Raw genomic sequence first — 21,397 nt, 5'->3', positions numbered from 1 at the left:
CAGGCACTTACCAGAACTTCCACCACGGATCCGCCTTGCCCTTGAGCCCGGCGCGCACGTACTCGCTTTTCGGGTACGAGGCATCCATCACGCGGCGGGTGTCGTCGCGCAGCTGGTCCATGCCCAGGGCATCGTAGGACTGCATCAGGATGTACAGCGCTTCTTCCACGGCGGGCACGCCCTGGTAGTCGGCCACGGCCACCTGGGCGCGGCTGATGGCGGCCACGTAGGCGCCGCGCTGGTAGTAGTAGCGTGCCACGTGCACTTCGTACTGGGCCAGCGAATTGACGATGTAGGTCATGCGCTGGCGCGCATCCTGGGCGTAGCGCGAATCGGGGAAGCGCGTGGTCAGCTCGCTGAAGGACTCGAACGAATCCTTGGCCGCCTTCTGGTCACGCTCGGACAGGTCCTGGCGCGACAGCCACGAGAACAGGCCCAGGTTGTCGTTGAAGTTGACCAGGCCCTTCAGGTACAGGGCGTAGTCGAGCGCAGGGCTGGCGGGGTGCAGCTTCATGAAGCGGTCGAGCGTGGCCACGGCCTGGGCTTTTTCGCCCGCCTTGAAGTGGGCATAGGCCTTGTCCAGCTGGGCCTGCTGGGCCAGCGGCGTGCCGGCGGCACGGCCTTCGAGCTTTTCGAACAAGGGCACGGCCTTGTCGTAGCCGCCGGAGTTCATTTCATCCTTGGCTTCGGAGTAGATGCGGTTCGGGCTCCAGTTGGCGGTCTTGTCTTCGGTGGTGGTCGAGCACCCGGCGAGGACACCTGCAGCCAGCAGGGCGGAGATAAACGGCAGTGGGGCACGAAGCATCGCAAGCAGCTTTCAGGCAAAAAGAGGAAACGGGATGTTCCAGGGGCTGGCGGCGGAGAGTGGGTCCCCGCAGGCGTGCACCCAAGCGGACACCTGACGGCGCATTGTACCGGCGGCATCCGGCTCCTGAATCCCCCTGTCGCAAACGTTTCGGTTACGGGATGCAGTGGGCTTTCTACAATGGAGCCCATGTTTGTCCACTTGCGCCTGCACACCGAATATTCCGTCGTCGACGGTACCAACCGCATCGACGAGGTGGCCAAGGCCGCCGCCGTCGATGGCCAGCCCGCCCTGGCCATCACCGATCTCAACAACCTTTTCGGCGCCATCAAGTTCTACAAGGAAGCCCGGGGCAAGGGCGTCAAGCCCCTGCTGGGCGCCGAGATCTTCCTGGAGGGTGAGGGCACGGCCCCGCCGTCGCGCATGATCGTGCTGGTGCAGAACCGCCAGGGCTACCTGAGCCTGTCGGAACTGCTGGCCCGCGCCTGGACGCGCAATATCGTCAAGAACCTGGCCGTCTGCACCTGGGAGTGGCTGCAGGAGCTGTCCGAGGGGCTGATCGTTCTCTCGGGCGCCCAGGCCGGCCCCGTGGGGCAGGCCCTGCTCAAGGGCGATGACGCGGGCGCCGCCGACCTGGCGCTGCGCCTGGCGGGCCTTTTTCCGCACCGCTTCTACATGGAGCTGCAGCGCGCCGGCCGCCCCGACGACGAGGCCCACGTAGTCGCTGCGGCCCAGCTGGCTGCGCGCCTGCACCTGCCGGTGGTGGCCACCCACCCGGTGCAGTTCGCCGATGCCGAAGGCTACGAGGCCCACGAGGCGCGCGTGTGCATCGCCGAGGGCGAGATCCTGGCCAACCCGCGCCGGGTGCGCCGCTTCACGCGCGAGCAGTATTTCAAGTCCTCGGCCCAGATGGAGGAACTCTTCGCCGACATCCCCTCGGCCATCGCCAACACGGTGGAGATCGCCCAGCGCTGCAACCTGACGCTGGTGCTGGGCAAGCCGCAGCTGCCCGACTTTCCCACGCCCAACGGCATGCCGATCGACGAGTTCTTCCGCTTTGCCTCGTTCGAGGGGCTGGAGGAGCGGCTGAAGATGCTCTTCAAGAAAGAGGCCGACCGCGATGCGCAGCGCCCGCGCTACGTGGAGCGGCTCGAATTCGAGATCGGCACCATCCTCAAGATGGGCTTCCCGGGCTACTTCCTGATCGTGGGCGACTTCATCAAATGGGCCAAGGAAAACGGCTGCCCGGTGGGGCCGGGCCGGGGGTCGGGTGCGGGCTCGCTGGTGGCCTATGCGCTCAAGATCACCGACCTGGATCCGCTCGAGTACAACCTGCTGTTCGAGCGCTTTTTGAACCCCGAGCGGGTGTCCATGCCCGACTTCGACATCGATTTTTGCCAGTCCAACCGCGACCGGGTGATCGACTACGTGAAGGACAAGTACGGCAAGAACGCCGTGAGCCAGATCGCCACCTTCGGAACGCTGGCGGCCAAGGCCGCCATCCGCGACGTGGGCCGGGTGATGGACATGAGCTACATGTTCTGCGACGGCATCTCCAAGCTCGTGCCGGGCAAGCCCGGCATGTCCTACACGCTGCAGTACCCGCCCGCCGTCAAGAAGGAGGGCGACAAGAACAACTATGCGCTGGAGCTCGAACCCCTGCTGGCCGAGCGCGTGGCCAAGGAAGAGGACGTCCGGACCGTCATCGAGATGGCGCAAAAGCTCGAAGGCATGACGCGCAACATCGGCATGCATGCCGGGGGCGTGCTGATCGCACCGGGCAAGCTCACCGACTTCTGCCCGCTGTACCAGCAGCCCGGCAGCGAATCGGCCGTGAGCCAGTACGACAAGGACGACGTGGAGGCCATCGGCCTGGTGAAGTTCGACTTTCTGGGCCTGGCCACGCTGACCATTCTGGAAATCGCGCGCGAGTTCATCATGAAGCGCCACAAGGGCCAGGAGAACTTCACCTTCGAAGCCATCCCGCTCGACGACGGCCCCACCTACACCCTGTTCTCCGACGGCAAGACCGAAGCCGTGTTCCAGTTTGAAAGCCGCGGCATGCAGGGCATGCTGCGCGAGGCGCGCCCGAGCCGGCTGGAAGACCTGATCGCGCTGAACGCCCTGTACCGCCCGGGCCCCATGGACCTGATCCCCAGCTTCGTGAACCGCAAGCACGGCAAGGAAGTGGTGGAGTACCCGCACCCGCTGGTCGAAAAAGTGCTGGCCGAGACCTACGGCATCATGGTCTACCAGGAGCAGGTGATGCAGACCGCCCAGGTGCTGGGCGGCTACAGCCTGGGCGGCGCCGACATGTTGCGCCGGGCCATGGGCAAGAAGAAGGCTGAGGAGATGGCCGAGCACCGCCTGATCTTCCGCGCCGGCGCGGCCAAGCAGGACATCAGCGAGGCCAAGGCCGACGAGGTGTTCGACCTGATGGAGAAGTTCGCGGGCTACGGCTTCAACAAGTCGCACGCCGCCGCCTACTCGCTGCTGGCCTACCACACCGGCTGGCTCAAGGTGCATTACACGGCCGAGTTCTTCTGCGCCAACATGACGGTGGAAATGGACGACACCGACAAGCTCAAGGTGCTGTTCGAGGACGCGCGCAAGAACTTCGGCATTACCTTCGAGCTACCCGACGTGAACCGCGGCATGTACCGCTTCGAGCCGGTGACGGACAAGGTCATTCGCTACGGCCTGGGCGCCGTCAAGGGCGGTGGGCAGGCGGCCATCGAGGCCATCGTGGCGGCACGCGAAGGGCGCGGCGAGGGCCCCAACGGCTCCACCAAGGGCCCCTTCAAGAGCCTGTTCGACTTCTGCCTGCGCGTGGACCGCGCGCGCATGAACAAGCGCACGGTGGAGGCGCTGATCAAGGCCGGCGCCTTCGACTCGCTCAACCTCAACCGGGCCTCGCTGGTGGCGTCGATCGACCGTGCGTTCGACTTCGCCGCTGCTTCGCTGGCCAACGTGAACCAGGGCGGCCTGTTCGACATGATGGGCGACGACTCCCACGGATCGAGCACGCAGGAGCCCGAGCTGGTGGACGTTACGCCCTGGGGCATCAAGGAGCGCCTGACGCTGGAGAAGACGGCGGTGGGCTTCTACCTCTCGGGCCACCTGTTCGACGAGGTGGCCACCGAGGTGCGCCGCTTCGTGCGCACGCAGATCGACGAGCTGCTGGACAGCCGCGAGCCGCAGATCCTGGCCGGCATCATCAGCGATTTGCGCGTCATCAACGGCCAGCGCGGCAAGCTCGCGCTGTTCAAGCTCGACGACAAGTCGGCCGTGATCGAGGCCTCGGCCGACGAGGCGCTGATCAACACCTACAAGAACCAGCTCAAGGAGGACGAGTTCGTGGTGATGATGGGCCGCCTGCAGCTGGACCGCTTCAGCGGCGGCCTGCGCGTGAAGGTGCAGCAGGTGTGGGACCTGGCGGGTGCGCGCGCGCGCTTTGGCAAATACCTGCACGTGGTGGTGAGCGACAAGGCCCCCGAGGTGCAGAAACTGCTGCGCGAGTTTCCGCCCCGGCGGGAGGAAGCGCCCGAGGGCGACCTGCTGCACGGCCTGCGCGTGCGCATGGGGCTGCGCTGCACGGGCAGCGTGGGTGGGGCCGCCAGGACCTCGGCGGTCGCCGAGGTCCAGCTCTCCGAAAGCAGCCGCTTTTACCCCAGCGATGCCGCACTGGCCGCCTGGAGCGCCCAGGTGGGCGCCGGGTCTGCCACGGTGGTCTACGAGTGATCGTGCAGCAAAGGGCAAAGGAATGCGCGAGGAAACAACATCCGACCGGTGCCTGGCAGGGCAGGCACCGCTGCCTTTTTCACGCCACACCCTGTGGACCTGCAGGGCATTTGGCAGGGGTGGAGGCAGGGGCGGATAGGGCCTGGCAAGAATATTGCTGAGGCCAGCCTTGAAAAAAAACGGATGAACATCAGATTTCTCTTGCGGCAGCGGTACGCGCGGGTCGCTAGAATGAAATTCATGGCAACAAAACCACCTTCTCCCAAAGCCGCGCCGCCTGTCACCAGGCCTGCGCGGGATGACGGCGGTTCGGTCGTGCTGGAAAGACGCACGCAAAAGACCCAGCCCCCCCAGATGTACCAGGTGGTCATGCTCAATGACGACTACACGCCCATGGAGTTCGTCATCGTGGTGCTGCAGGAGTTTTTCAGCAAGGACCGGGAGCAGGCAACCCAGATCATGCTCAAGATCCACCTTGACGGCAAAGGCGTGTGCGGCGTGTATTCACGCGACGTGGCCGCCACCAAGGTCGAGCAGGTGCTGGATGCGGCCCTCAAAGCGGGGCACCCGCTGCAATGTGTCAGTGAACCTGTTGAATAACAGGTTTTTCATCCCGATCTACAGTAATCTCTTCCACGCAAGCACAAAGGAGTTCACATGATTGCCCAAGAACTGGAAGTCAGCTTGCACATGGCCTTTGTTGAGGCCCGCCAGCAGCGCCACGAGTTCATCACCGTGGAGCATCTGCTGCTGGCACTGCTCGATAACCCCAGCGCAGCGGAAGTGCTGCGCGCCTGTTCGGCCAACATCGATGACCTGCGGTCGTCGCTGTCGAACTTCATCAAGGACAACACGCCGCAGGTGGCAGGCACCGACGAGGTGGACACGCAGCCCACGCTGGGTTTCCAGCGGGTGATCCAGCGCGCCATCATGCACGTGCAGTCCACCGGCAACGGCAAGAAGGAAGTCACGGGTGCCAACGTGCTCGTGGCCATCTTCGGCGAGAAGGACTCGCACGCCGTGTACTACCTGCACCAGCAGGGCGTGACGCGCCTGGACGTGGTCAACTTCATTGCCCACGGCATCAAGAAGGGCGAGCCGCCGGAACCCGCCAAGGCCGAGAACCAGGCCGAGGGCGAAGAGGGCGCTGCCGCCGAGCGCAACGAGAAGGCCTCGCCGCTGGAGCAGTTCACGCAGAACCTGAACCAGGCCGCCAAGGAAGGCAAGATCGATCCGCTGATCGGGCGCCACTACGAGGTGGAACGCACCATCCAGATCCTGTGCCGCCGCCGCAAGAACAACCCGCTGCTGGTGGGTGAAGCCGGCGTGGGCAAGACCGCGATCGCCGAGGGCCTGGCCTGGCGCATCACGCAGAACGACGTGCCCGAGATCCTGGCCGAGGCCGTGGTCTACTCGCTCGACATGGGCGCGCTGCTGGCGGGCACCAAGTACCGCGGTGACTTCGAGCAGCGCCTGAAGGGCGTGCTCAAGTCGCTCAAGGACAAGCCCAACGCCATTTTGTTCATCGACGAGATCCACACCCTGATCGGTGCGGGCGCAGCCTCGGGTGGCACGCTCGATGCATCCAATCTGCTCAAGCCGGCGCTCTCCAGCGGCCAGCTCAAGTGCATCGGCGCGACCACCTTCACGGAGTACCGCGGCATCTTCGAAAAGGACGCTGCGCTGTCGCGCCGCTTCCAGAAGGTGGACGTGGTCGAGCCCACGGTGCAGGAAACCATCGACATCTTGAAGGGCCTGAAGTCGCGCTTCGAGGAGCACCACAGCGTGAAATACGCTGCGGCCGCCCTGCAGGCTGCGGCGGAACTGAGCGCCAAGTACATCAATGACCGCCATCTGCCCGACAAGGCGATCGACGTCATCGACGAAGCCGGTGCTGCCCAGCGCATCATGGTGCCGAGCAAGCGCAAGAAGACCATCGGCAAGGCCGAGATCGAAGAGATCGTGGCCAAGATCGCCCGCATTCCGCCGGCCAACGTCTCCAACGACGACCGCGGCAAACTGCAGACCCTGGAGCGCGACTTGAAGAGCGTGGTGTTCGGCCAGGACAAGGCCCTGGAAGTGCTCGCCAGCGCAGTGAAGATGGCGCGCTCGGGCCTGGGCAAGGGCGACAAGCCGATCGGCTCGTTCCTGTTCAGCGGCCCCACGGGCGTGGGCAAGACCGAGGCCGCCAAGCAGCTGGCCTACATCATGGGCATCGAGCTCCTGCGCTTCGACATGTCGGAGTACATGGAACGCCATGCCGTGAGCCGCCTGATCGGTGCGCCTCCGGGCTATGTCGGGTTCGACCAGGGTGGCCTCTTGACCGAAGCCATCACCAAGAAGCCGCATTCGGTGCTGCTGCTCGACGAAATCGAGAAGGCGCATCCGGACATCTTCAACGTGCTGCTGCAGGTGATGGACCATGGCACGCTGACGGACAACAACGGCCGCAAGGCCGACTTCCGCAACGTCCTGATCATCATGACGACGAACGCCGGCGCCGAGACCATGAACAAGGCGACCATCGGCTTCACCAACCCGCGCCAGGCGGGCGACGAGATGGGCGACATCAAGCGCCTGTTCACGCCCGAGTTCCGCAACCGGCTGGATGCCATCGTCAACTTCAAGGCGCTGGACGAGCAGATCATCCTGCGCGTGGTGGACAAGTTCCTGCTGCAGCTCGAAACCCAGCTGGCCGAGAAGAAGGTGGAAGTCACCTTCACCGACACGCTGCGCAAGCACCTGGCCAAGAAGGGCTTCGATCCGCTGATGGGCGCCCGTCCGATGCAGCGCCTGATCCAGGACACCATCCGCCGTGCGCTGGCCGACGAGTTGCTGTTCGGACGCCTGACCGAGGGTGGCCGCCTGACGGTGGACATCGAGATGAAGACCGACGACAAGGGCGTGGAAACACCCGAAGTGCTGCTCGACATCCAGCCCCTTCCCAAGAAGGAGCGCTCGGCCAAGTCGGAGCCTGCAGAGCCGGAGGAAGCCACGGCCGATTGAGTCCTGGCACCCGTGCATCGACAAAGCCCGCAGCACCCGCTGCGGGCTTTTTTCATGGTGCGTTGGTGTGATCGCCTGGCCTTGGCAGCCGCGCGCTCCTGCGCATGCAATGACTGCATGCCCTGTGCGTGGCATGCGCATGGCGCTGGCATGCCCCATTGCAGTGCAAGGTCGCGCACAGCAAGGCCCCGCCTGGCTTGCGCGGCATCGCCGGGCCCGCAACCCTGCAGGCTATCACACGCTTTGTTGCATGAAAAAGAAAGGCCGCTCAGTGTTTTCCTTCAGGGAAGGGCCGTATTTCTTGGGTAGAGTGGCGTGGAGCGCATCACTAAACAAGGAGTAATTACATGAGCCAGAAAGTCGCGTACGTCACCGGCGGCATGGGAGGCATCGGAACGGCTATCTGCCAGCGCCTGCACAAGGAAAACTTCAAGGTCATTGCGGGCTGCGGCCCGACCCGCGACCATGCCAAGTGGCTGGCAGAGCAAAAGGCGCTCGGCTATACGTTCTACGCATCGGTGGGCAATGTGGGCGACTGGGATTCCACCGTGGAAGCCTTCACCAAGACCAAGACCGAACACGGCAGCATCGACGTGCTGGTGAACAACGCGGGCATCACGCGCGACCGCATGTTCCTCAAGATGTCCCGCGAGGACTGGGACGCCGTCATCGAAACCAACCTCAACAGCATGTTCAACGTCACCAAGCAAGTGGTGGCCGACATGGTGGAAAAGGGCTGGGGCCGCATCGTCAACATCAGCAGCGTGAACGGTGAAAAGGGCCAGGCCGGCCAGACGAACTACTCGGCCGCGAAGGCCGGCATGCATGGCTTCTCGATGGCCCTGGCGCAGGAGCTGGCCACCAAGGGCGTGACGGTGAACACCGTGAGCCCGGGCTACATCGGCACCGACATGGTCAAGGCCATCCGCCCCGACGTGCTGGAAAAGATCGTCGCCACCGTGCCCGTCAAGCGCCTGGGCGAACCCAGCGAGATCGCCTCGATCATCGCCTGGCTGGCCTCGGAAGAGGGCGGCTACGCCACCGGCGCCGACTTCTCGGTCAATGGCGGCCTGCACATGGGCTGATCCATCCGCAAGCGGCCCCTGCCGCCCGGAATGCAAAAAACCCGCTTAGGCGGGTTTTTTGCATTCATTGCGCAAGCAAGGCCGGAGGTCTGAAGAAGGCCCAGCGGAGCGGTTCTGGCTAGGCGCTGCGCCGCAGAGTACGGCAGGCTCAGCAACAACGCCAGAAGAGTTCTGTTCAGGTATCTAGCCGACGAAGCGGCCATTGGATCCCATGATGCCCAGATCGATGAACTTCGAACCCACATACGGTGCGCCGCCTGCATAGTCCACCGTGAAGCCGCCCAGGTCGTTGCTGCGCAAACCGGCCAGTGCCGAGCGCAGCTTGGCACGGCTCAGGTCGCGGCCGGCGCGGTCCAGGCCGTCGATCAGCACGCGGGCGTTCACGTAGCCCTCGAAGCTGCGCGACGAGAATTCCTGCTGGTTCACGGCACGCATGGCGCGCTGGTAGTCACGCACCAGGGCGACGCTGGTGCGCGACGCATCGGGCATCACCATCGACAGGGCCAGACCGCCGGCCTTGGTGCCCAACTGGCGGATGTTTTCGCCGCTCAATGCCACGCTGGTGGCCGCCAGGGGCGTGCTGGCCGATACCTTGCGGAATTCGTTGATCAGCGCGGCACTCACATCGCCTGCCGTGCCGAGCAGCACCGTCATGGGCTTGGCAGCCAGCGTCTGCTGGACCACGGTGGCCACTTGCTCACCCTTGGCGTCGAGCTTGAAAGCCTTTGGCGCGGGCTGGTTGACGGCCTTGAGCGCGTTGTTCACATCGACCAGGAATTCCTTGCCGAACGCCGTGTCCTGGTAGACCACGGCCAGGTCGGTGATGCCCATGGCCACCAGCTTCTTGGCCAGGCGCTGGGCTTCGTCGGAGTAGCTGGCGCGCACGTGGAAGACCGAGCGGTACTCGGGCTTGCGCAGCGACGATGCGCCGCTCTGCGGGGCCACGTAGGGGATCTGCGCCTCGTCCACCAGGGGCATGATGCGCTGGTTGTTGCTGGTGCCCATGCACGACAGCAGGGCCGCCACGTTGCCATCGGCAATCAGCTTGCGCACGTTCTCTTCGGAGCGTGCCGGATCGTAGCCGTCGTCCAGCGCCAGCAGGCGCAGCTCACGCCCGCCCGTGCCGCCGCTGCGCGCATTGGCCTGTGCAATGCCCGCGTCCAGGCCCTGCTTGAGTTCCTTGCCCAGGCTGGCCAGGGGGCCCGACAGGCCCAGTGAGCAGCCGATGGTGACCATCTTGGCGTCGATGGCGTCTTGGGGGGCAGCCCATGCGCGGGGTGCGAGCGAGAGGCCGGTGGCGGAGGCAAGAAGGGACTGGGTGAACTGGCGACGTTGCATGGAAGGAGGCGATCGATCGAAGAAGAGGTGGCGCTGACACGGGATACCGTGGTGGCCGAGGGGCCCTGGTCGCGTGGATAGCGCAACCATAGGGAAAACCCTGATTCTATCGGTCAATCGTGACAGGCGTCAAAAAACGTTTCGCCGCGAGGGACCGGCGGGGGGCACGGGGCGATGGCCGGTGCGGTTACTTGTCGGCGAGACCCACCCGACCTGGAGCAGGGTCACGTGCTCAGCGCGCGCATCGCGCCAGGTAGGCGTCCTCGAAGCGCTTGAGGTCACTGCGCTCGCCTTCCGTCAGGTCGGTGCGAGCCTTCTTGATATTCAATATGCGGCGTGACTCGGCGCATTGCTGTCCCCGGCGGGCTTCGTCGGCCTGTGATGCCTGCTGTGCCTGGCGGTCCTCGTCGCGCTGCTGCAGGCGTGCTTCGCGCCGCTCCCTTTCATAGCGGGAGGAGGCTTCGCTCTCTTCTTCGCGGCAGTCGCGGTTGTATTCGCGGCGCATGCCCTCCTGCACGTCGGCCTTGATGCCCCGGGAGTAGGCCGATCGCATGGTGTCGTTCAGCGTGCGGCAGCGCTCGCTCATGTACTGCTGGTGGTCCGGTGCGGGCGAGGAGGACACCGACCGGCTGGGCGATCGCTCGGCGCGGTATTCGCTGGCCGTGGGCCCTGCCGATACCGACGTGGTCTTCATGCCTTGGGGGCAGGCACGCGAGGAGGTGTAGTTGTTGCCGTTGTCGTCCCGGCAGGTGTAGCGCGTCTGTGCGCTGGCGTCGGACGGTGCCAGGCAGTGCAGCGCTGCCAGCAACAGGCCGGCACCAGCAAAGCGCAGACCATGCCGGATACGCGCCGTGCGGCCCAAAAGGTGTTTCTGCATCTGCATCGAGGGTCTTCCTTTCCATGGATTGAATGTCGGGTGCCGGCGAATACCTCGCCGGGCCGCCTCCCGGCCCGGTGGGAGTGCCGGGGCCTGGGTTGGGGCAATGCATGGATTGTTCTGCGGCAAGGCCTGGCGGGCGTTCACCGCCTTGTCCACCGGCCCTGGGCCAGCGCTTGACAATGTGTCCACCGGCGGGCGTAGGGCGGCCGCGTGGGGGCGTGAGCGGGCCACCGGCAGCGGCATGCGCAGGGCCTGGGACGAGGTAGTGAGCGGGAGGGGTTGAACGCCCCAGGGCGCCGCAAAGGGCTATGAAAGCGGGCTATGCAGCCGCGGCCGCGAAGGGCGCGTTGCGGTCATGGCGGCTGCCGCCTGAGCTGGACGCAAAAAAACCCCGCAGTGCGGGGCTTTCCTGGTGGAGTGGGTTGGAATCGTCAAAAAGAAGGGGCGGCCCGGTTTGGAAACCGGGGCTGCCACACCCTCAGAAGCGGGCCGGGGCGCGCTTGCGGTCGCGTTCGTCTTCGGGCCAGGCGGACATGATTGCGGTGGTATTCATACTGGAAAACTCCTGTGATGTACCAACAACGCGCTCACTCCCGGCTTGGTTGACAGCGTTTCGCAAAAAAATGCAACCAAAATTCGTTGCTTCTGCGGCCCTTGAATTTGTCAAAAATGATAGCGAAAAATTCAACACCCATCGAATGAAACGACTTGAAGCATGGGTGGGTATTTACAGGGTTTTACACTTCACGCGCCGGCATCCGCCGAAATTTCTTCAAGCGCTGATGAAACTTCCAGCCAGCGTTCTTCCAGTTGCGCGGTCTCGTCATGGCCCGCCTTCAGGCGGCGCCCGCACTCGGCGATCTCGGCCGGTGGCAGGGCCTGGGTGAGGGTCTGCTCCAGTGCACTGCGCTCGGTCGACAGGACCGCCAGGCGCTGGTCGATCTGTTCCAGCTCCTTTTTCAGGGGGCGCGTCTTCTCAGCCAGTTGCTGGCGGCTTTGGGCATCGAGCTTGCGCTGGTCGCGCCCTGCCGCAGGCGTGGCGGCCGGTGCCGGTGCGGGGGGCGCGGGTGGGGCGGCTACCGGTGCGGGGGCGGGCGCAGGAGCGCTCGCGGCGGCCGCCGCCTTCACGGCAGCCGCTTCGGCCTGGCGCGAGTATTCGCGCAGGCGCTTGGCCTCCTCGAGCAGGTAGCGCTGGTAGTCGTCCAGGTCGCCGTCGAACGGGCCCACCACGCCGCGGCCCACCAGCCAGAACTCGTCGCACACGGCGCGCAGCAGCGCCCGGTCATGGCTGACCAGCATGACGGTACCTTCGAACTCGTTGAGCGCCATGGACAGCGCTTCGCGCGTGGCCAGGTCCAGGTGGTTGGTGGGCTCGTCCAGCAGCAGCAGGTTGGGGCGCTGCCAGACCATCATGGCCAGCACCAGGCGGGCTTTTTCACCACCGCTCATGGTGCCCACGGCCTGCTTGACCATGTCGCCGCTGAAGTTGAAGCTGCCCAGGTAGCTGCGCAGATCCTGCTCGCGCGAGGGTTCGCGGGCGGCAGCGCCCATGTCGCGCGCCAGGCGGATCATGTGCTCCAGCGGGTTCTCGCCGGGGCGCAGCACGTCCAGTTCCTGCTGGGCGAAGTAGCCGATGGACAGGCCCTTGCCCTCGGTCACGGTGCCCGCGATGGGCGCCATCTCGCGGGCAATGGTCTTGACCAGGGTCGACTTGCCCTGGCCGTTGGCGCCCAAGATGCCGATGCGCTGCCCGGCCAGCACCGACTTGCTCACGCCGGTGAGGATGGTCTTGATCTCGTCGTCCGTGGTATAGCCGAACGCCGCGTCGCTGATGGACAGCATGGGGTTGGGCAGATTCACGGGCTCCTTGAACTCGAAGGTGAAATCGGCCTCGGCCAGCAGCGGGGCCACCTTCTCCATGCGCTCCAGGGCCTTGACCCGGCTTTGGGCCTGCTTGGCCTTGCTGGCCTTGGCCTTGAAGCGGTCGATGAACTTCTGCAGGTGGGCGATCTTGTCCTGCTGCTTGGAGAAGGCCGCCTGTTGCAGCTCCATCTGCTGGGACCGCAGTTCCTCGAACTTGCTGTAGTTGCCGCCGAAGCGGTTGAGCTTGGCGCTGTCGATCTGCAAGGTGACGTTGGTGACGGCGTCCAGGAATTCGCGGTCATGGCTGATCACGATCATGGTGCCGGCGTACTTCTTGAGCCAGGCTTCGAGCCAGACCAGGGCGTCCAGATCCAAGTGGTTGGTGGGTTCGTCCAGCAGCAGCAGGTCAGACGGGCACATCAGCGCGCGCGCCAGCTGCAGGCGCATGCGCCAGCCGCCCGAGAAGCTGTTCACCGGGCGCTCGAGTTCGTGCGACTGGAACCCCAGGCCCAGGATCAGCGCCTGCGCGCGGGGCACCGCGTCATGGTCGCCCGCGTCGGCCAGGTCGGTGTAGACCTGGGCGATGGCCATGCCGTGGTCGGCGTCGTCGTGCGCTGCGTCGCTCTGGTCGAGCTGCGCCAGCTGGGTGTGCAGCTCGGCCAGGCGTGTGTCGCCGGCCAGCACGAAGGCGGTGGCGCTCTCATCGGTCTCGGGCATGTTCTGCGCAACCTGCGCCATGCGCCACTGGCGGGGAATGGAGAAGTCGCCTCCATCCTCGTGCAGGCTGCCGTTGAGCAGCGCGAACAGCGTGGACTTGCCGGCGCCGTTGCGGCCCACCAGGCCGACCTTTTCGCCGGGGTTCAGGGTGACGGAGACGCTGTCCAGCAGCACCTTGGCGCCGCGCCGCAGGACGATGTTCTTCAGGTTGATCATGCAAAACTCAATGAGGCGCCCTGGCTGCGTCGTGCAGCGCAAGGCCCGGATATTCCAGGTAGGGGATCGGTCGATCCCAGAAAGGGGCGATGGGCCCGCATCGCATCGGCTCCCGCCCAGGGGCGATGCCGTGGTTGCCACGGGCAGGCAACCCCGTATTGTCGCCGATACCGGGCAAACCCTGTAGGACGGTCCTACGGCGCCGCGCCAGCCACCTCGTACCAGGCCCAGCCCTCGTACTTGCCCAGCAGGCGCAGGCGGGGGTTTTCGCCCAGCTCGAAGATGCGGTCACTGCCCACCACCACCTGTGCACCGGTCTGGGCGAAGTCGAAGCGCCGCGGGTCCACCATCACGCGCACGGTGTCGGGCGTGGGGTTGATCACCCGGTAGGCCGCCGGGGCCGGCATGGTTTCCTGCACGAAGGTCAGGTGCTGGTAGCGGTTTACCGTGTCCTGATCCGCCGCAGGCAACTGCATGCCGCGCCACACGCTGGGCTGGGGGTAGTAGAAAACGCCATCCACCACGGGAACACCCGCAGCGGCGAGCGTCATGGCGAGCGAGGTGCTGGGCAGCAATGCCAGCACCCGCCGGGGCTTCGCGGTGCCGCCGGCAGATGCCGGGCCTGCCACATAGCGCTGCACGGTGTCGTTCAGGGCCACCTTGGCGGGGGCCAGCCCCAGCGGATTGAAGTCGGCGACGGCGATGGCGTACACCACAAGAGTGAGCGCAATCGACTGGGCTACCTTCCCGTGCACCAGCCAGTACGCCATGAAGCCACCGGCCACGGCCATGCTGGCGAGCATGGCCACGCTCAGGCCCGGATAGAAGTCTTCGGGAATGCCGGCCACCACCAGTGCCGCCAGCGCCGCAGTCAGCAGGCCCAGCACCACGGCCGCAGTGCGCGCCGGGCGCGGTGAAGCTTCGGCGGCCGCCTCGCGGCCACCCGCCAGCGCCACGACCAGAAGACAGGACAGCCCCAGCGCCAGATCGATGCGCGACGAAGATACGTAGTGCCAGAACATGGCCTTGGACAGAGCCAGGGGCACGCCCCAGACCCCGAACACCACGCTGAACGCCGAGAACGCTGCGCACGCCGCCAGCAGCCAGGGGTAGGGCTTCTTGTCCCGGATCTGCCGCAGGCACAGGAACCAGGTGGCCAGCAGCAGCAGGAAGTACGAACCGAACTCGCTCTCGTTGAACACGCTGCCCTGCAGGTTGGACAGGGTATCGGCATTGCTGAACCCGCGCAGCAGCACCAGGGGGGACAGGTCGCCCCCCTGCAGCGCCGCGCGCTGGCCGGGGTAGACGGTGCTGCGCATGGTGGCAATCGCCTCGCGCGCGTCGTGCCACCAGAAATAGAGCAGGGCGCCCATGAGCACTGCGGCCAGCCCGAAGGCCAGCGGGGTCTGCCAGCTCCAGGCCACCTGCCGGCGGTGGTCGGCCAGCCACGCGGCCAGCACCAGGGCGTAGAGCGTGGCCACGGTGATCTGCCAGGGCGGGTAGAGCACCAGCGCAAACCCGGCCAGGAACCAGGCCAGTGCCAGGGCCAGCAACCACAGGCGGGCCCCGGGCTTTTGGCGCAGCATCAGCAGCGCGGCGGCCAGGGCCCCGGATGGGAAGAACACCACATACAGTGGCCACTGCGACCAGCCCGCCGCATAGGGCGCCAGGCAGAACACGAAAGACAGCGCCAGGTTGCGCCCCGGGCGGCCGGGGGCCAGCACGTCCAGCAGCCACCACAGCGCCAGCAGGCAGGCGAAGAACGGGAAGTACCAGTACCAGCCCAGCGCCATGTCCAGCGGCAACGCGAAGAACCCCCAGGTGGCCGGGCGTGCCAGGGCCGATACGTGCAGCACGGGCACACCGGTCATGCCGATGACCATCATGTTCTGTCCGTCCAGGCCCAGGTTGCGGTTGACCACCGGAAACCGGGGTTCGTGGTTGGCCTGGGCCAGCGCGCTGGCGGTGATTACCATCCACTCGTCGGAGCGCACCCCGCGTGGCTGGCCCGCCAGGGAGGTGACGGCGCTGTCGGCCGATACGACAGGGTGCTCGCCCTGGTCGGTGCGGCCCAGCAGCAGTTCCAGCGAAGAGCCGGTGGCGCCGACGCCCACGAGCACCAGGAAGACGCCGGCAATGCCGCCGGCCACCATGCCCCGGTGGCCACCGACCCACTGGCCCCAGCGGTCGAGCAACCGGCCCGTGGCGCCAAGCAGCAGCAGCACGATGATGGCCGCCACCGCAGCAGCGATGAGCCAGTGCCGCGGGGCAATGTCGGGGCCGAGCACCTTGCCGGCGGCGGGGGAGGAGGGCTCGACATTGAAGCGCGCGGTGTCGTCAAAGCGGGCGATCACGCCCACGGGCTGCTCGCCGCCCGCCAGGTAGCGCGGGTAGCGCACTTCGAGCGAAAACTCCAGTGGAATGCTCTCCCCGTCCTTGAAGTAGGCCGCGACGGAGGGACGGGTCTTGCGCGTGGGAATGGCGATGCGCTTCTCGGTGTCCCCGATGCGCACGGTGAAGTCCTTGGGCAGGCGCTGGTTCTGCGAGTCATAGCACCAGCCGGTGATGCGAACGACGCCTTGGGCCTTGTCGTACTCCACCGTGTCGACGAAGCCGTAGGTGCCGGGGGCCAGGGGCTGCTGCGCGCGGGCGGCCTGCGGCAGCCACAGCAGGGCGAGCAGCAGCGCCGCGAACACAGCGGCAAGCCAGGCGGCGCCCAGCGGACGCGGGTGATCCCGGTGCCTCGGCATGGCGCTGCTCATCGGGATGCGGCCACCGTGACCGCGATGCCCGACATGATGAGCGCCGTGCCGATGAAGTAGCTGGGAGCAAAGCGCTCACCGAAGAAGAAGCGGCTGGCCAGCGGCACGATGACGAAGGCCAGGGCCATGAAGGGGTAGACCTTGCCCAGCTCGGCCTTGCGCAATATCAGCACCCAGCCGATGGAGGTGATGCCGTACAGCACCATGGTGGCAAAGAACACGGCCAGGGTTTCGATGGCGAAGAAGCTGCCGGTCTTGTTCATGGAATTGGCGCTGACCTTGAACAGGATCTGGCCGATGGCGATGCCCACCACACAAAGGATGGTCAGAAGATAGACGTACATGGATCGGGATCTCGGGTGGGAGTGATCGGGCAGGGGCCCGGCGATGTTAAAGGAGCCGCAGGGCGTAACGCTCGGACAGGGTCGTGGCCATGATGTAGAGCGAGGCCAGGGCGAAGGTGGCCGTGAGCACGTTGGCCACGGTCCGGTGGGTGGGCGAGGCCGCCTGGCCCATGGGCCCCAGCGCTGTAGCGCCTAGCAGGGCGGGCACGATGAAGTAGCGGCCCTGGACCCCGCTGATGATGGCCACCGGGTAGTCGTTCCAGCTGATGGCCAGGGCGAGGAAGACCAGCACGCAACTGGCCAGCGCCACGAGCAGGAGCAGCGCACGGGCAGCCGCATCGCGACGCAGCCAGCGCGCCGACCCTATGGTCGCGGCCAGCGCAACCGCCAGGCCATACCAGACGGCCTTCATCGCATCCTTGGTGATGGACGCATCGAGCCAGCCCATCATGCCGACGAAGGAATAGGCATAGAAGTACCCGGTCTCGCTGTCCAGCAACGTATCGAGGACGAGGCGGGTGAAGCCGATTGGATGCTGCAGATAGATCGCCAGTATCTCGATGGTCGCGTGGTTGCGCACCAGGCGCGCGTCCCCCGTGGTGGCGATGCCGTAGAGTGTCCAGCCGGCGCAGGCCGCGCACAGCGCGATCCAGGCCAGCAGGTGCGCGGCCGAAAACCTGCGCACCAGCAGCCACAACGGCAGCAGCAGCAGAGGAGCCAGATTGACGCGGGAAGTCACGAGCACGAAGACGCAGGCATAGAGCGCATATTCCTGCAGCGGGTTCGCGTCGCTGCGGGGGGCCATGCAGCGCACCGAGAACAGCGCCGCCAGCAGCAGCGCTGCGGCGATGCTCAGCCCGTCGATGGTGGGCGAGATGATCTGGAACAGGGCCATGGGCATCAGCACCAGCGCACGCACCAGCAGATTGGGCGTGAACAGCCGCCAGGCCCATGCGATCAGGCCCAGGGCGGTGGCCGCCACCAGCAGGCGCGTCAGCTCGTAGCTTGCGCGCATCGACAGGTCAAGCGCGCGCGCGGTGCGCAGGCCCAGCGCGTGGGGCAGGTAGATGAAGGGCGCGTAGTAGCCCGTGCCCACGGCGTTGACGAACTGGTCCTTGTGTGCCCAGCGCTCCCCTGCGGCCTGGGCCATGAGTGCGCTGGCCGAAGCCGAGTGGTCGCGCTCGGTGCCGGAGATCGCCCGCATGCGCGACGTGAAGGCCATGAAGTTCCGGTCCACGTAGCCGCCCTGGTTGCCGGCTTCGTCCGGCTCATTCTTGCGCAGGGTCCACTGGCCGTGGGCGATCATGTCGGCACGCAGTAGGTGCACATTCTCGTCAGGCGACTGGAAGGCCGGTACCAGCCGCATCAGGCCCCATGCCACCACGAGCGCCAGCAGCAAGCCGCCCGCCAGCGCAAGCAGGCCTGCCGTGCGCAGGTCGAAGCGGGATTTCAGGTGGCGCGTCCCGGTGCGCGCGGCGATGGCCTGGACGGAAACACCCATCCTTCAGTCATTCTTGTCGAGATCGATCTTCGTGTGCAGCACCTTGTGCAGCGGCTTCTGGGGCACCGAGGCGATGTCGTGCCCGATGAAAGCCAGCAGCAACTGCAGGCCGGCAATGACGGGCAGGGCCGCCAGCATCACGGTGCCGGCCGACGAGTAGGACTGGTGGGTGCTGGAGCTGATCCAGTGCAGCAGACCGAAACAGGTGCCAAAGCCCAGCAGCAGCAGGCCCAGCGGCAGCTCGATGGATGCCAGCGACATGTCGCGCAGGTAGTAGTTGTAGAAGATCCGCTTGCTGAAGTTGCGCAGGTGCTTGACTGTGAACTCGGGCAGGATCTTGCTGATCTTGAGGTTGCTTTCCTCGTCGGCGTAGTGCGCGTTCATGGGCACGTCCACCACCACCGCGCGCAGGGTGTTCAACCTGAACAGCATGTCCGTCTCGAAGAAGTACCTGCGGCTGATCTTGTCGAACGGCAGGTGGCTGGCCACGCGCGCGTGGATGGCGGTGTAGCCGTTAGTGGGGTCAAACACCTGCCAGTAGCCCGACGAGATCTTGGTCAAAAACGACAGGGCCGCGTTGCCGAAGATGCGCATGCGCGGCATCTGGTGGATCTCTTCGAGGTCGAAGAAGCGGTTGCCCTTGGTGTAGTCGGCCTCGCCATTCAGGATGGGGGCGATGAAGCCGGGCAACAGGCGCGGGTCCATCTGGCCGTCGCCATCGACCTTGACGATGATGTCGTACCCCGCCTCGATGGCGCAGCGGTAGCCATGCATCACGGCGCCGCCCACGCCCAGGTTCTCGGGGTTGAAGACCACCTGCACGCGCGGGTCGGTGCAGTGCTGCTGGATGAAGGCGCCGGAGTTGGCCGGGCACTTGTCATCCACCGCAAAGATGCCCTGCACCTCGGGGCCGATGCGCTCGATGACGCCCAGCACATGTGCCGTGACCTTGTAGCAGGGAATGACCACCGCGACACGTACGGGCGCCGGGGAAACCGAGAGGGAAAGGGGGGCGGTGATGGTCAGAGGGGTGGAAATGCCGTTCATGCCTGGACCAGCGCCTCCCGGGTGATCAGCAGCACCTGGTCTTCGCCGGCGCTGGTGTCGATCCAGTAGACCGGCAGGCGTGGGAAGGCAGCTTCGAAATGCTCGCGCTCGTTGCCGATCTCCAGCAGCAGCACGGCGTTTTCGCCCATGCGCGAAGGCGCATCCTTGAGCAGCTGGCGGATGAAATCCATGCCATCCGCGCCCCCGGCCAGTGCCAGCTCGGGCTCGGCCCGGTACTCGGCCGGCAACTGGGCCATGCTGGTGGTGTTGACGTACGGGGGGTTGCACAGGATCAGGTCCCAGGGGCCGGGCAGGGCAGCGAGACCGTCCGACAGCTGCAGCGTGATGCGATCCTGCAAACCATGGCGTTCCACGTTGATGCGGGCCACGTCCAGGGCATCGGGCGAGATGTCGGCTCCCGTCACGGCAATCTCGGGCCAGGCCATGGCGGCCAGCACGGCCAGGCTGCCGTTGCCGGTGCACAGGTCCAGCACCCGGTGCGTGTGCTCGCCCAGGAATTCGTCCACGCTGCCGTCGGCCAGCAACTCGGCAATGAAGCTGCGCGGCACGATGGCGCGCTCGTCCACGTAGAAGGACACGCCTTGCAGCCAGGCTTCGCGCGTGAGGTAGGCGGCGGGCTTGCGGGTGCTGATGCGCTCGTCCAGCAAGGCCTGCACCTCGCGCAGTTGGACCGGCGAGACACCTTGGCCGCTGATGGAGCCGGGTTCATCCGACAGGTCGCTGTCCAGCGGCAGGCCCAGGCGCCACAGCACCAGCCAGGCGGCCTCGTCATGGGCGTTGGCGGTGCCATGGCCGAACGCGAGGCCGGCCGACGCCAGCAGGGCGGCTGCGGACTGCACCACGGCACCCACGGTGCCCCCGTTCAGCACCGCGCTCATGCCGGCACCGCCGCAGCCGCGAGGGCCTGGGCATGCAGGTTTTCCAGGGTGCGGCGGTAGATGTTGGTGAGCGGCTCGATGTCGGCCACCACGATGTGCTCGTCGATCTTGTGGATGGTGGCGTTGGGCGGGCCCATCTCGATCACCTGGGGGCACACCTGGGCGATGAAGCGCCCGTCACTGGTGCCGCCCGTGGTGGACAGTTCGGTGGTGATGCCCGTCTCGGCCAGGATGGCCTGCTGCACCGCCGTGACCAGCTCGCCCGGCGTGGTCAGGAAGGGTTGGCCGCCCAGGGTCCAGCGCAGCTCGTAGTCGAGGCCATGGGCGTCGAGCACGGCGTGCACGCGCTGCTTGAGACTGTCGGCCGTCGATTCGGTCGAAAAACGGAAATTGAAGTCCCACACCACTTCGCCCGGGATGATGTTGGTCGCGCCGGTGCCGCCATGCACGTTGCTGACCTGCCAGCTGGTGGGCGGGAAGAAGGCGTTGCCCTGGTCCCATTCGGTCGCGGCCAGTTCGGCCAGCGCCGGCAGGGCCTGGTGGATGGGGTTGCGTGCCAGTTGCGGGTAGGCGATGTGGCCCTGGATGCCGCGCACCGACAGCTTGCCCGACAGCGTGCCGCGCCGGCCGTTCTTGATCATGTCGCCGGTGCGCTCCACCGAGGTCGGCTCGCCCACGATGCAGTAATCCAGGCGCTCGCCGCGTGCGCTGAGCTGCTCGACCACGACCTTGGTGCCATCCACCGAAGGGCCTTCCTCATCGCTGGTGAGCAGCAGGGCCAGAGTGACATGCGGTTCGGGCGTTACCGCCAGGAACTCTTCCACGGCGACCACGAAGGCGGCGATGGAGGTCTTCATATCGCTGGCACCGCGGCCAAACAGCTTGCCGTCGCGGTGCGTGGGCACGAAAGGGTCGCTGGTCCACTGGCTGAGCGGGCCGGTGGGCACCACGTCGGTGTGGCCGGCAAACACCAGGGTCTTGGCGGCAGCACCATTGGCACCCGCCCGGCGGGCCCAGAGGTTGCTCACGCGGAAGTTGTCGGGGCCGCTGTCGATGCGCTCGCACGCGAAGCCCAGGGGGGCGAGCCGTGCTGCCAGCACCTCCAGGCAACCCGCGTCGTCGGGGGTGATGGAGGGCAGGGAGATCAGTTGTTCGGCCAGGTGCAGGGTACGGGACATTGCAGGCAAATAAAG

At 66.0% G+C, this 21,397-nt stretch carries 14 protein-coding genes; 4 read left to right on the top strand and 10 right to left on the bottom strand.

From position 1 onward, the window contains the following. Nucleotides 1-7: 7 nt before the first annotated feature. Nucleotides 8-805 (bottom strand): outer membrane protein assembly factor BamD, encoded by a 798-nt coding sequence (locus QYL93_RS22150; RefSeq protein WP_305745683.1) that lies wholly within the window; start codon nt 803-805, stop codon nt 8-10. A gap of 189 nt (nt 806-994) precedes the next feature. Between QYL93_RS22150 and dnaE the strand changes: the two genes are divergently transcribed. The 4 genes from dnaE (at nt 995) to phbB (ending at nt 8,637) form a co-directional block, all read left to right on the top strand. After that, entirely contained in the window at nt 995-4,546 is a 3,552-nt protein-coding gene (gene dnaE / locus QYL93_RS22145) for a DNA polymerase III subunit alpha (protein WP_305745682.1), read from the top strand. A 231-nt stretch (nt 4,547-4,777) separates the two neighbouring features. Then, complete coding sequence (gene clpS, locus QYL93_RS22140) at nt 4,778-5,146, top strand: ATP-dependent Clp protease adapter ClpS (RefSeq protein WP_035203675.1); 369 nt, start codon at nt 4,778-4,780, stop codon at nt 5,144-5,146. 57 nt (nt 5,147-5,203) lie between these two features. Beyond that, nucleotides 5,204-7,552: an ATP-dependent Clp protease ATP-binding subunit ClpA gene (gene clpA / locus QYL93_RS22135; RefSeq protein ID WP_057267389.1), complete on the top strand. Its 2,349-nt coding sequence runs from the start codon at nt 5,204-5,206 to the stop codon at nt 7,550-7,552. 347 nt (nt 7,553-7,899) lie between these two features. Beyond that, a complete protein-coding gene (gene phbB, locus QYL93_RS22130; protein ID WP_057204326.1) occupies nt 7,900-8,637 on the top strand; it encodes an acetoacetyl-CoA reductase in 738 nt (245 codons plus the stop codon). 183 nt (nt 8,638-8,820) lie between these two features. Here the strand turns inward: phbB and QYL93_RS22125 are convergent, their stop codons facing one another. From QYL93_RS22125 to dapE, 9 genes are all read right to left on the bottom strand, one after another. Continuing rightward, nucleotides 8,821-9,975 carry an ABC transporter substrate-binding protein gene (locus tag QYL93_RS22125; protein ID WP_305745681.1) on the bottom strand — a complete coding sequence of 385 codons (1,155 nt, stop codon included), beginning with the start codon at nt 9,973-9,975 and terminating at the stop codon, nt 8,821-8,823. Nucleotides 9,976-10,207: 232 nt separating this feature from the next. Further along, nucleotides 10,208-10,858, bottom strand: a complete 651-nt coding sequence (locus tag QYL93_RS22120) for a DUF4124 domain-containing protein (RefSeq protein ID WP_305745680.1) — start codon at nt 10,856-10,858, stop codon at nt 10,208-10,210. Nucleotides 10,859-11,599: 741 nt separating this feature from the next. Further along, nucleotides 11,600-13,651 carry an ABC-F family ATP-binding cassette domain-containing protein gene (locus QYL93_RS22115; protein WP_305745679.1) on the bottom strand — a complete coding sequence of 684 codons (2,052 nt, stop codon included), beginning with the start codon at nt 13,649-13,651 and terminating at the stop codon, nt 11,600-11,602. 194 nt (nt 13,652-13,845) lie between these two features. After that, nucleotides 13,846-16,413, bottom strand: coding sequence for a hypothetical protein (locus QYL93_RS22110; RefSeq protein ID WP_305745678.1), 2,568 nt, complete (start codon nt 16,411-16,413; stop codon nt 13,846-13,848). After that, nucleotides 16,410-16,757, bottom strand: coding sequence for a hypothetical protein (locus QYL93_RS22105; RefSeq protein ID WP_057204336.1), 348 nt, complete (start codon nt 16,755-16,757; stop codon nt 16,410-16,412). Before QYL93_RS22105 ends, QYL93_RS22110 begins: the two co-directional genes overlap by 4 nt. A 46-nt stretch (nt 16,758-16,803) precedes the next feature. Then, nucleotides 16,804-18,258 carry a DUF2142 domain-containing protein gene (locus tag QYL93_RS22100; RefSeq protein ID WP_305745677.1) on the bottom strand — a complete coding sequence of 485 codons (1,455 nt, stop codon included), beginning with the start codon at nt 18,256-18,258 and terminating at the stop codon, nt 16,804-16,806. Nucleotides 18,259-18,261: 3 nt separating this feature from the next. After that, nucleotides 18,262-19,305 (bottom strand): glycosyltransferase family 2 protein, encoded by a 1,044-nt coding sequence (locus tag QYL93_RS22095; RefSeq protein WP_305745676.1) that lies wholly within the window; start codon nt 19,303-19,305, stop codon nt 18,262-18,264. Beyond that, the gene (gene prmB, locus QYL93_RS22090; RefSeq protein WP_305745675.1) at nt 19,302-20,204 is read right to left on the bottom strand and encodes a 50S ribosomal protein L3 N(5)-glutamine methyltransferase; all 903 of its coding nucleotides are present in this window, start codon (nt 20,202-20,204) and stop codon (nt 19,302-19,304) included. Before prmB ends, QYL93_RS22095 begins: the two co-directional genes overlap by 4 nt. Continuing rightward, complete coding sequence (dapE, locus tag QYL93_RS22085) at nt 20,201-21,382, bottom strand: succinyl-diaminopimelate desuccinylase (RefSeq protein WP_305745674.1); 1,182 nt, start codon at nt 21,380-21,382, stop codon at nt 20,201-20,203. Before dapE ends, prmB begins: the two co-directional genes overlap by 4 nt. Nucleotides 21,383-21,397 lie beyond the last annotated feature (15 nt).

Origin of the sequence: Acidovorax sp. A1169 (genome assembly GCF_030704685.1) — a bacterium.
Lineage (GTDB): Bacteria > Pseudomonadota > Gammaproteobacteria > Burkholderiales > Burkholderiaceae_C > Acidovorax.
Note: the sequence above shows the minus strand (reverse complement) of the source record. Positions and strands in the feature narration are given on the sequence as shown.

What these genes read in the sequence shown, in the direction of transcription:
- clpS (WP_035203675.1), top strand. Translation starts at nt 4,778, where the DNA reads ATGAAATTCATGGCAACAAAACCACCTTCTCCCAAAGCCGCGCCGCCT.
- QYL93_RS22100 (WP_305745677.1), bottom strand. Translation starts at nt 18,258, where the DNA reads ATGGGTGTTTCCGTCCAGGCCATCGCCGCGCGCACCGGGACGCGCCAC.
- prmB (WP_305745675.1), bottom strand. Translation starts at nt 20,204, where the DNA reads ATGAGCGCGGTGCTGAACGGGGGCACCGTGGGTGCCGTGGTGCAGTCC.
- QYL93_RS22125 (WP_305745681.1), bottom strand. Translation starts at nt 9,975, where the DNA reads ATGCAACGTCGCCAGTTCACCCAGTCCCTTCTTGCCTCCGCCACCGGC.
- QYL93_RS22120 (WP_305745680.1), bottom strand. Translation starts at nt 10,858, where the DNA reads ATGCAGATGCAGAAACACCTTTTGGGCCGCACGGCGCGTATCCGGCAT.
- QYL93_RS22095 (WP_305745676.1), bottom strand. Translation starts at nt 19,305, where the DNA reads ATGAACGGCATTTCCACCCCTCTGACCATCACCGCCCCCCTTTCCCTC.
- clpA (WP_057267389.1), top strand. Translation starts at nt 5,204, where the DNA reads ATGATTGCCCAAGAACTGGAAGTCAGCTTGCACATGGCCTTTGTTGAG.
- QYL93_RS22150 (WP_305745683.1), bottom strand. Translation starts at nt 805, where the DNA reads ATGCTTCGTGCCCCACTGCCGTTTATCTCCGCCCTGCTGGCTGCAGGT.
- phbB (WP_057204326.1), top strand. Translation starts at nt 7,900, where the DNA reads ATGAGCCAGAAAGTCGCGTACGTCACCGGCGGCATGGGAGGCATCGGA.
- dnaE (WP_305745682.1), top strand. Translation starts at nt 995, where the DNA reads ATGTTTGTCCACTTGCGCCTGCACACCGAATATTCCGTCGTCGACGGT.
- QYL93_RS22110 (WP_305745678.1), bottom strand. Translation starts at nt 16,413, where the DNA reads ATGAGCAGCGCCATGCCGAGGCACCGGGATCACCCGCGTCCGCTGGGC.
- QYL93_RS22105 (WP_057204336.1), bottom strand. Translation starts at nt 16,757, where the DNA reads ATGTACGTCTATCTTCTGACCATCCTTTGTGTGGTGGGCATCGCCATC.
- QYL93_RS22115 (WP_305745679.1), bottom strand. Translation starts at nt 13,651, where the DNA reads ATGATCAACCTGAAGAACATCGTCCTGCGGCGCGGCGCCAAGGTGCTG.
- dapE (WP_305745674.1), bottom strand. Translation starts at nt 21,382, where the DNA reads ATGTCCCGTACCCTGCACCTGGCCGAACAACTGATCTCCCTGCCCTCC.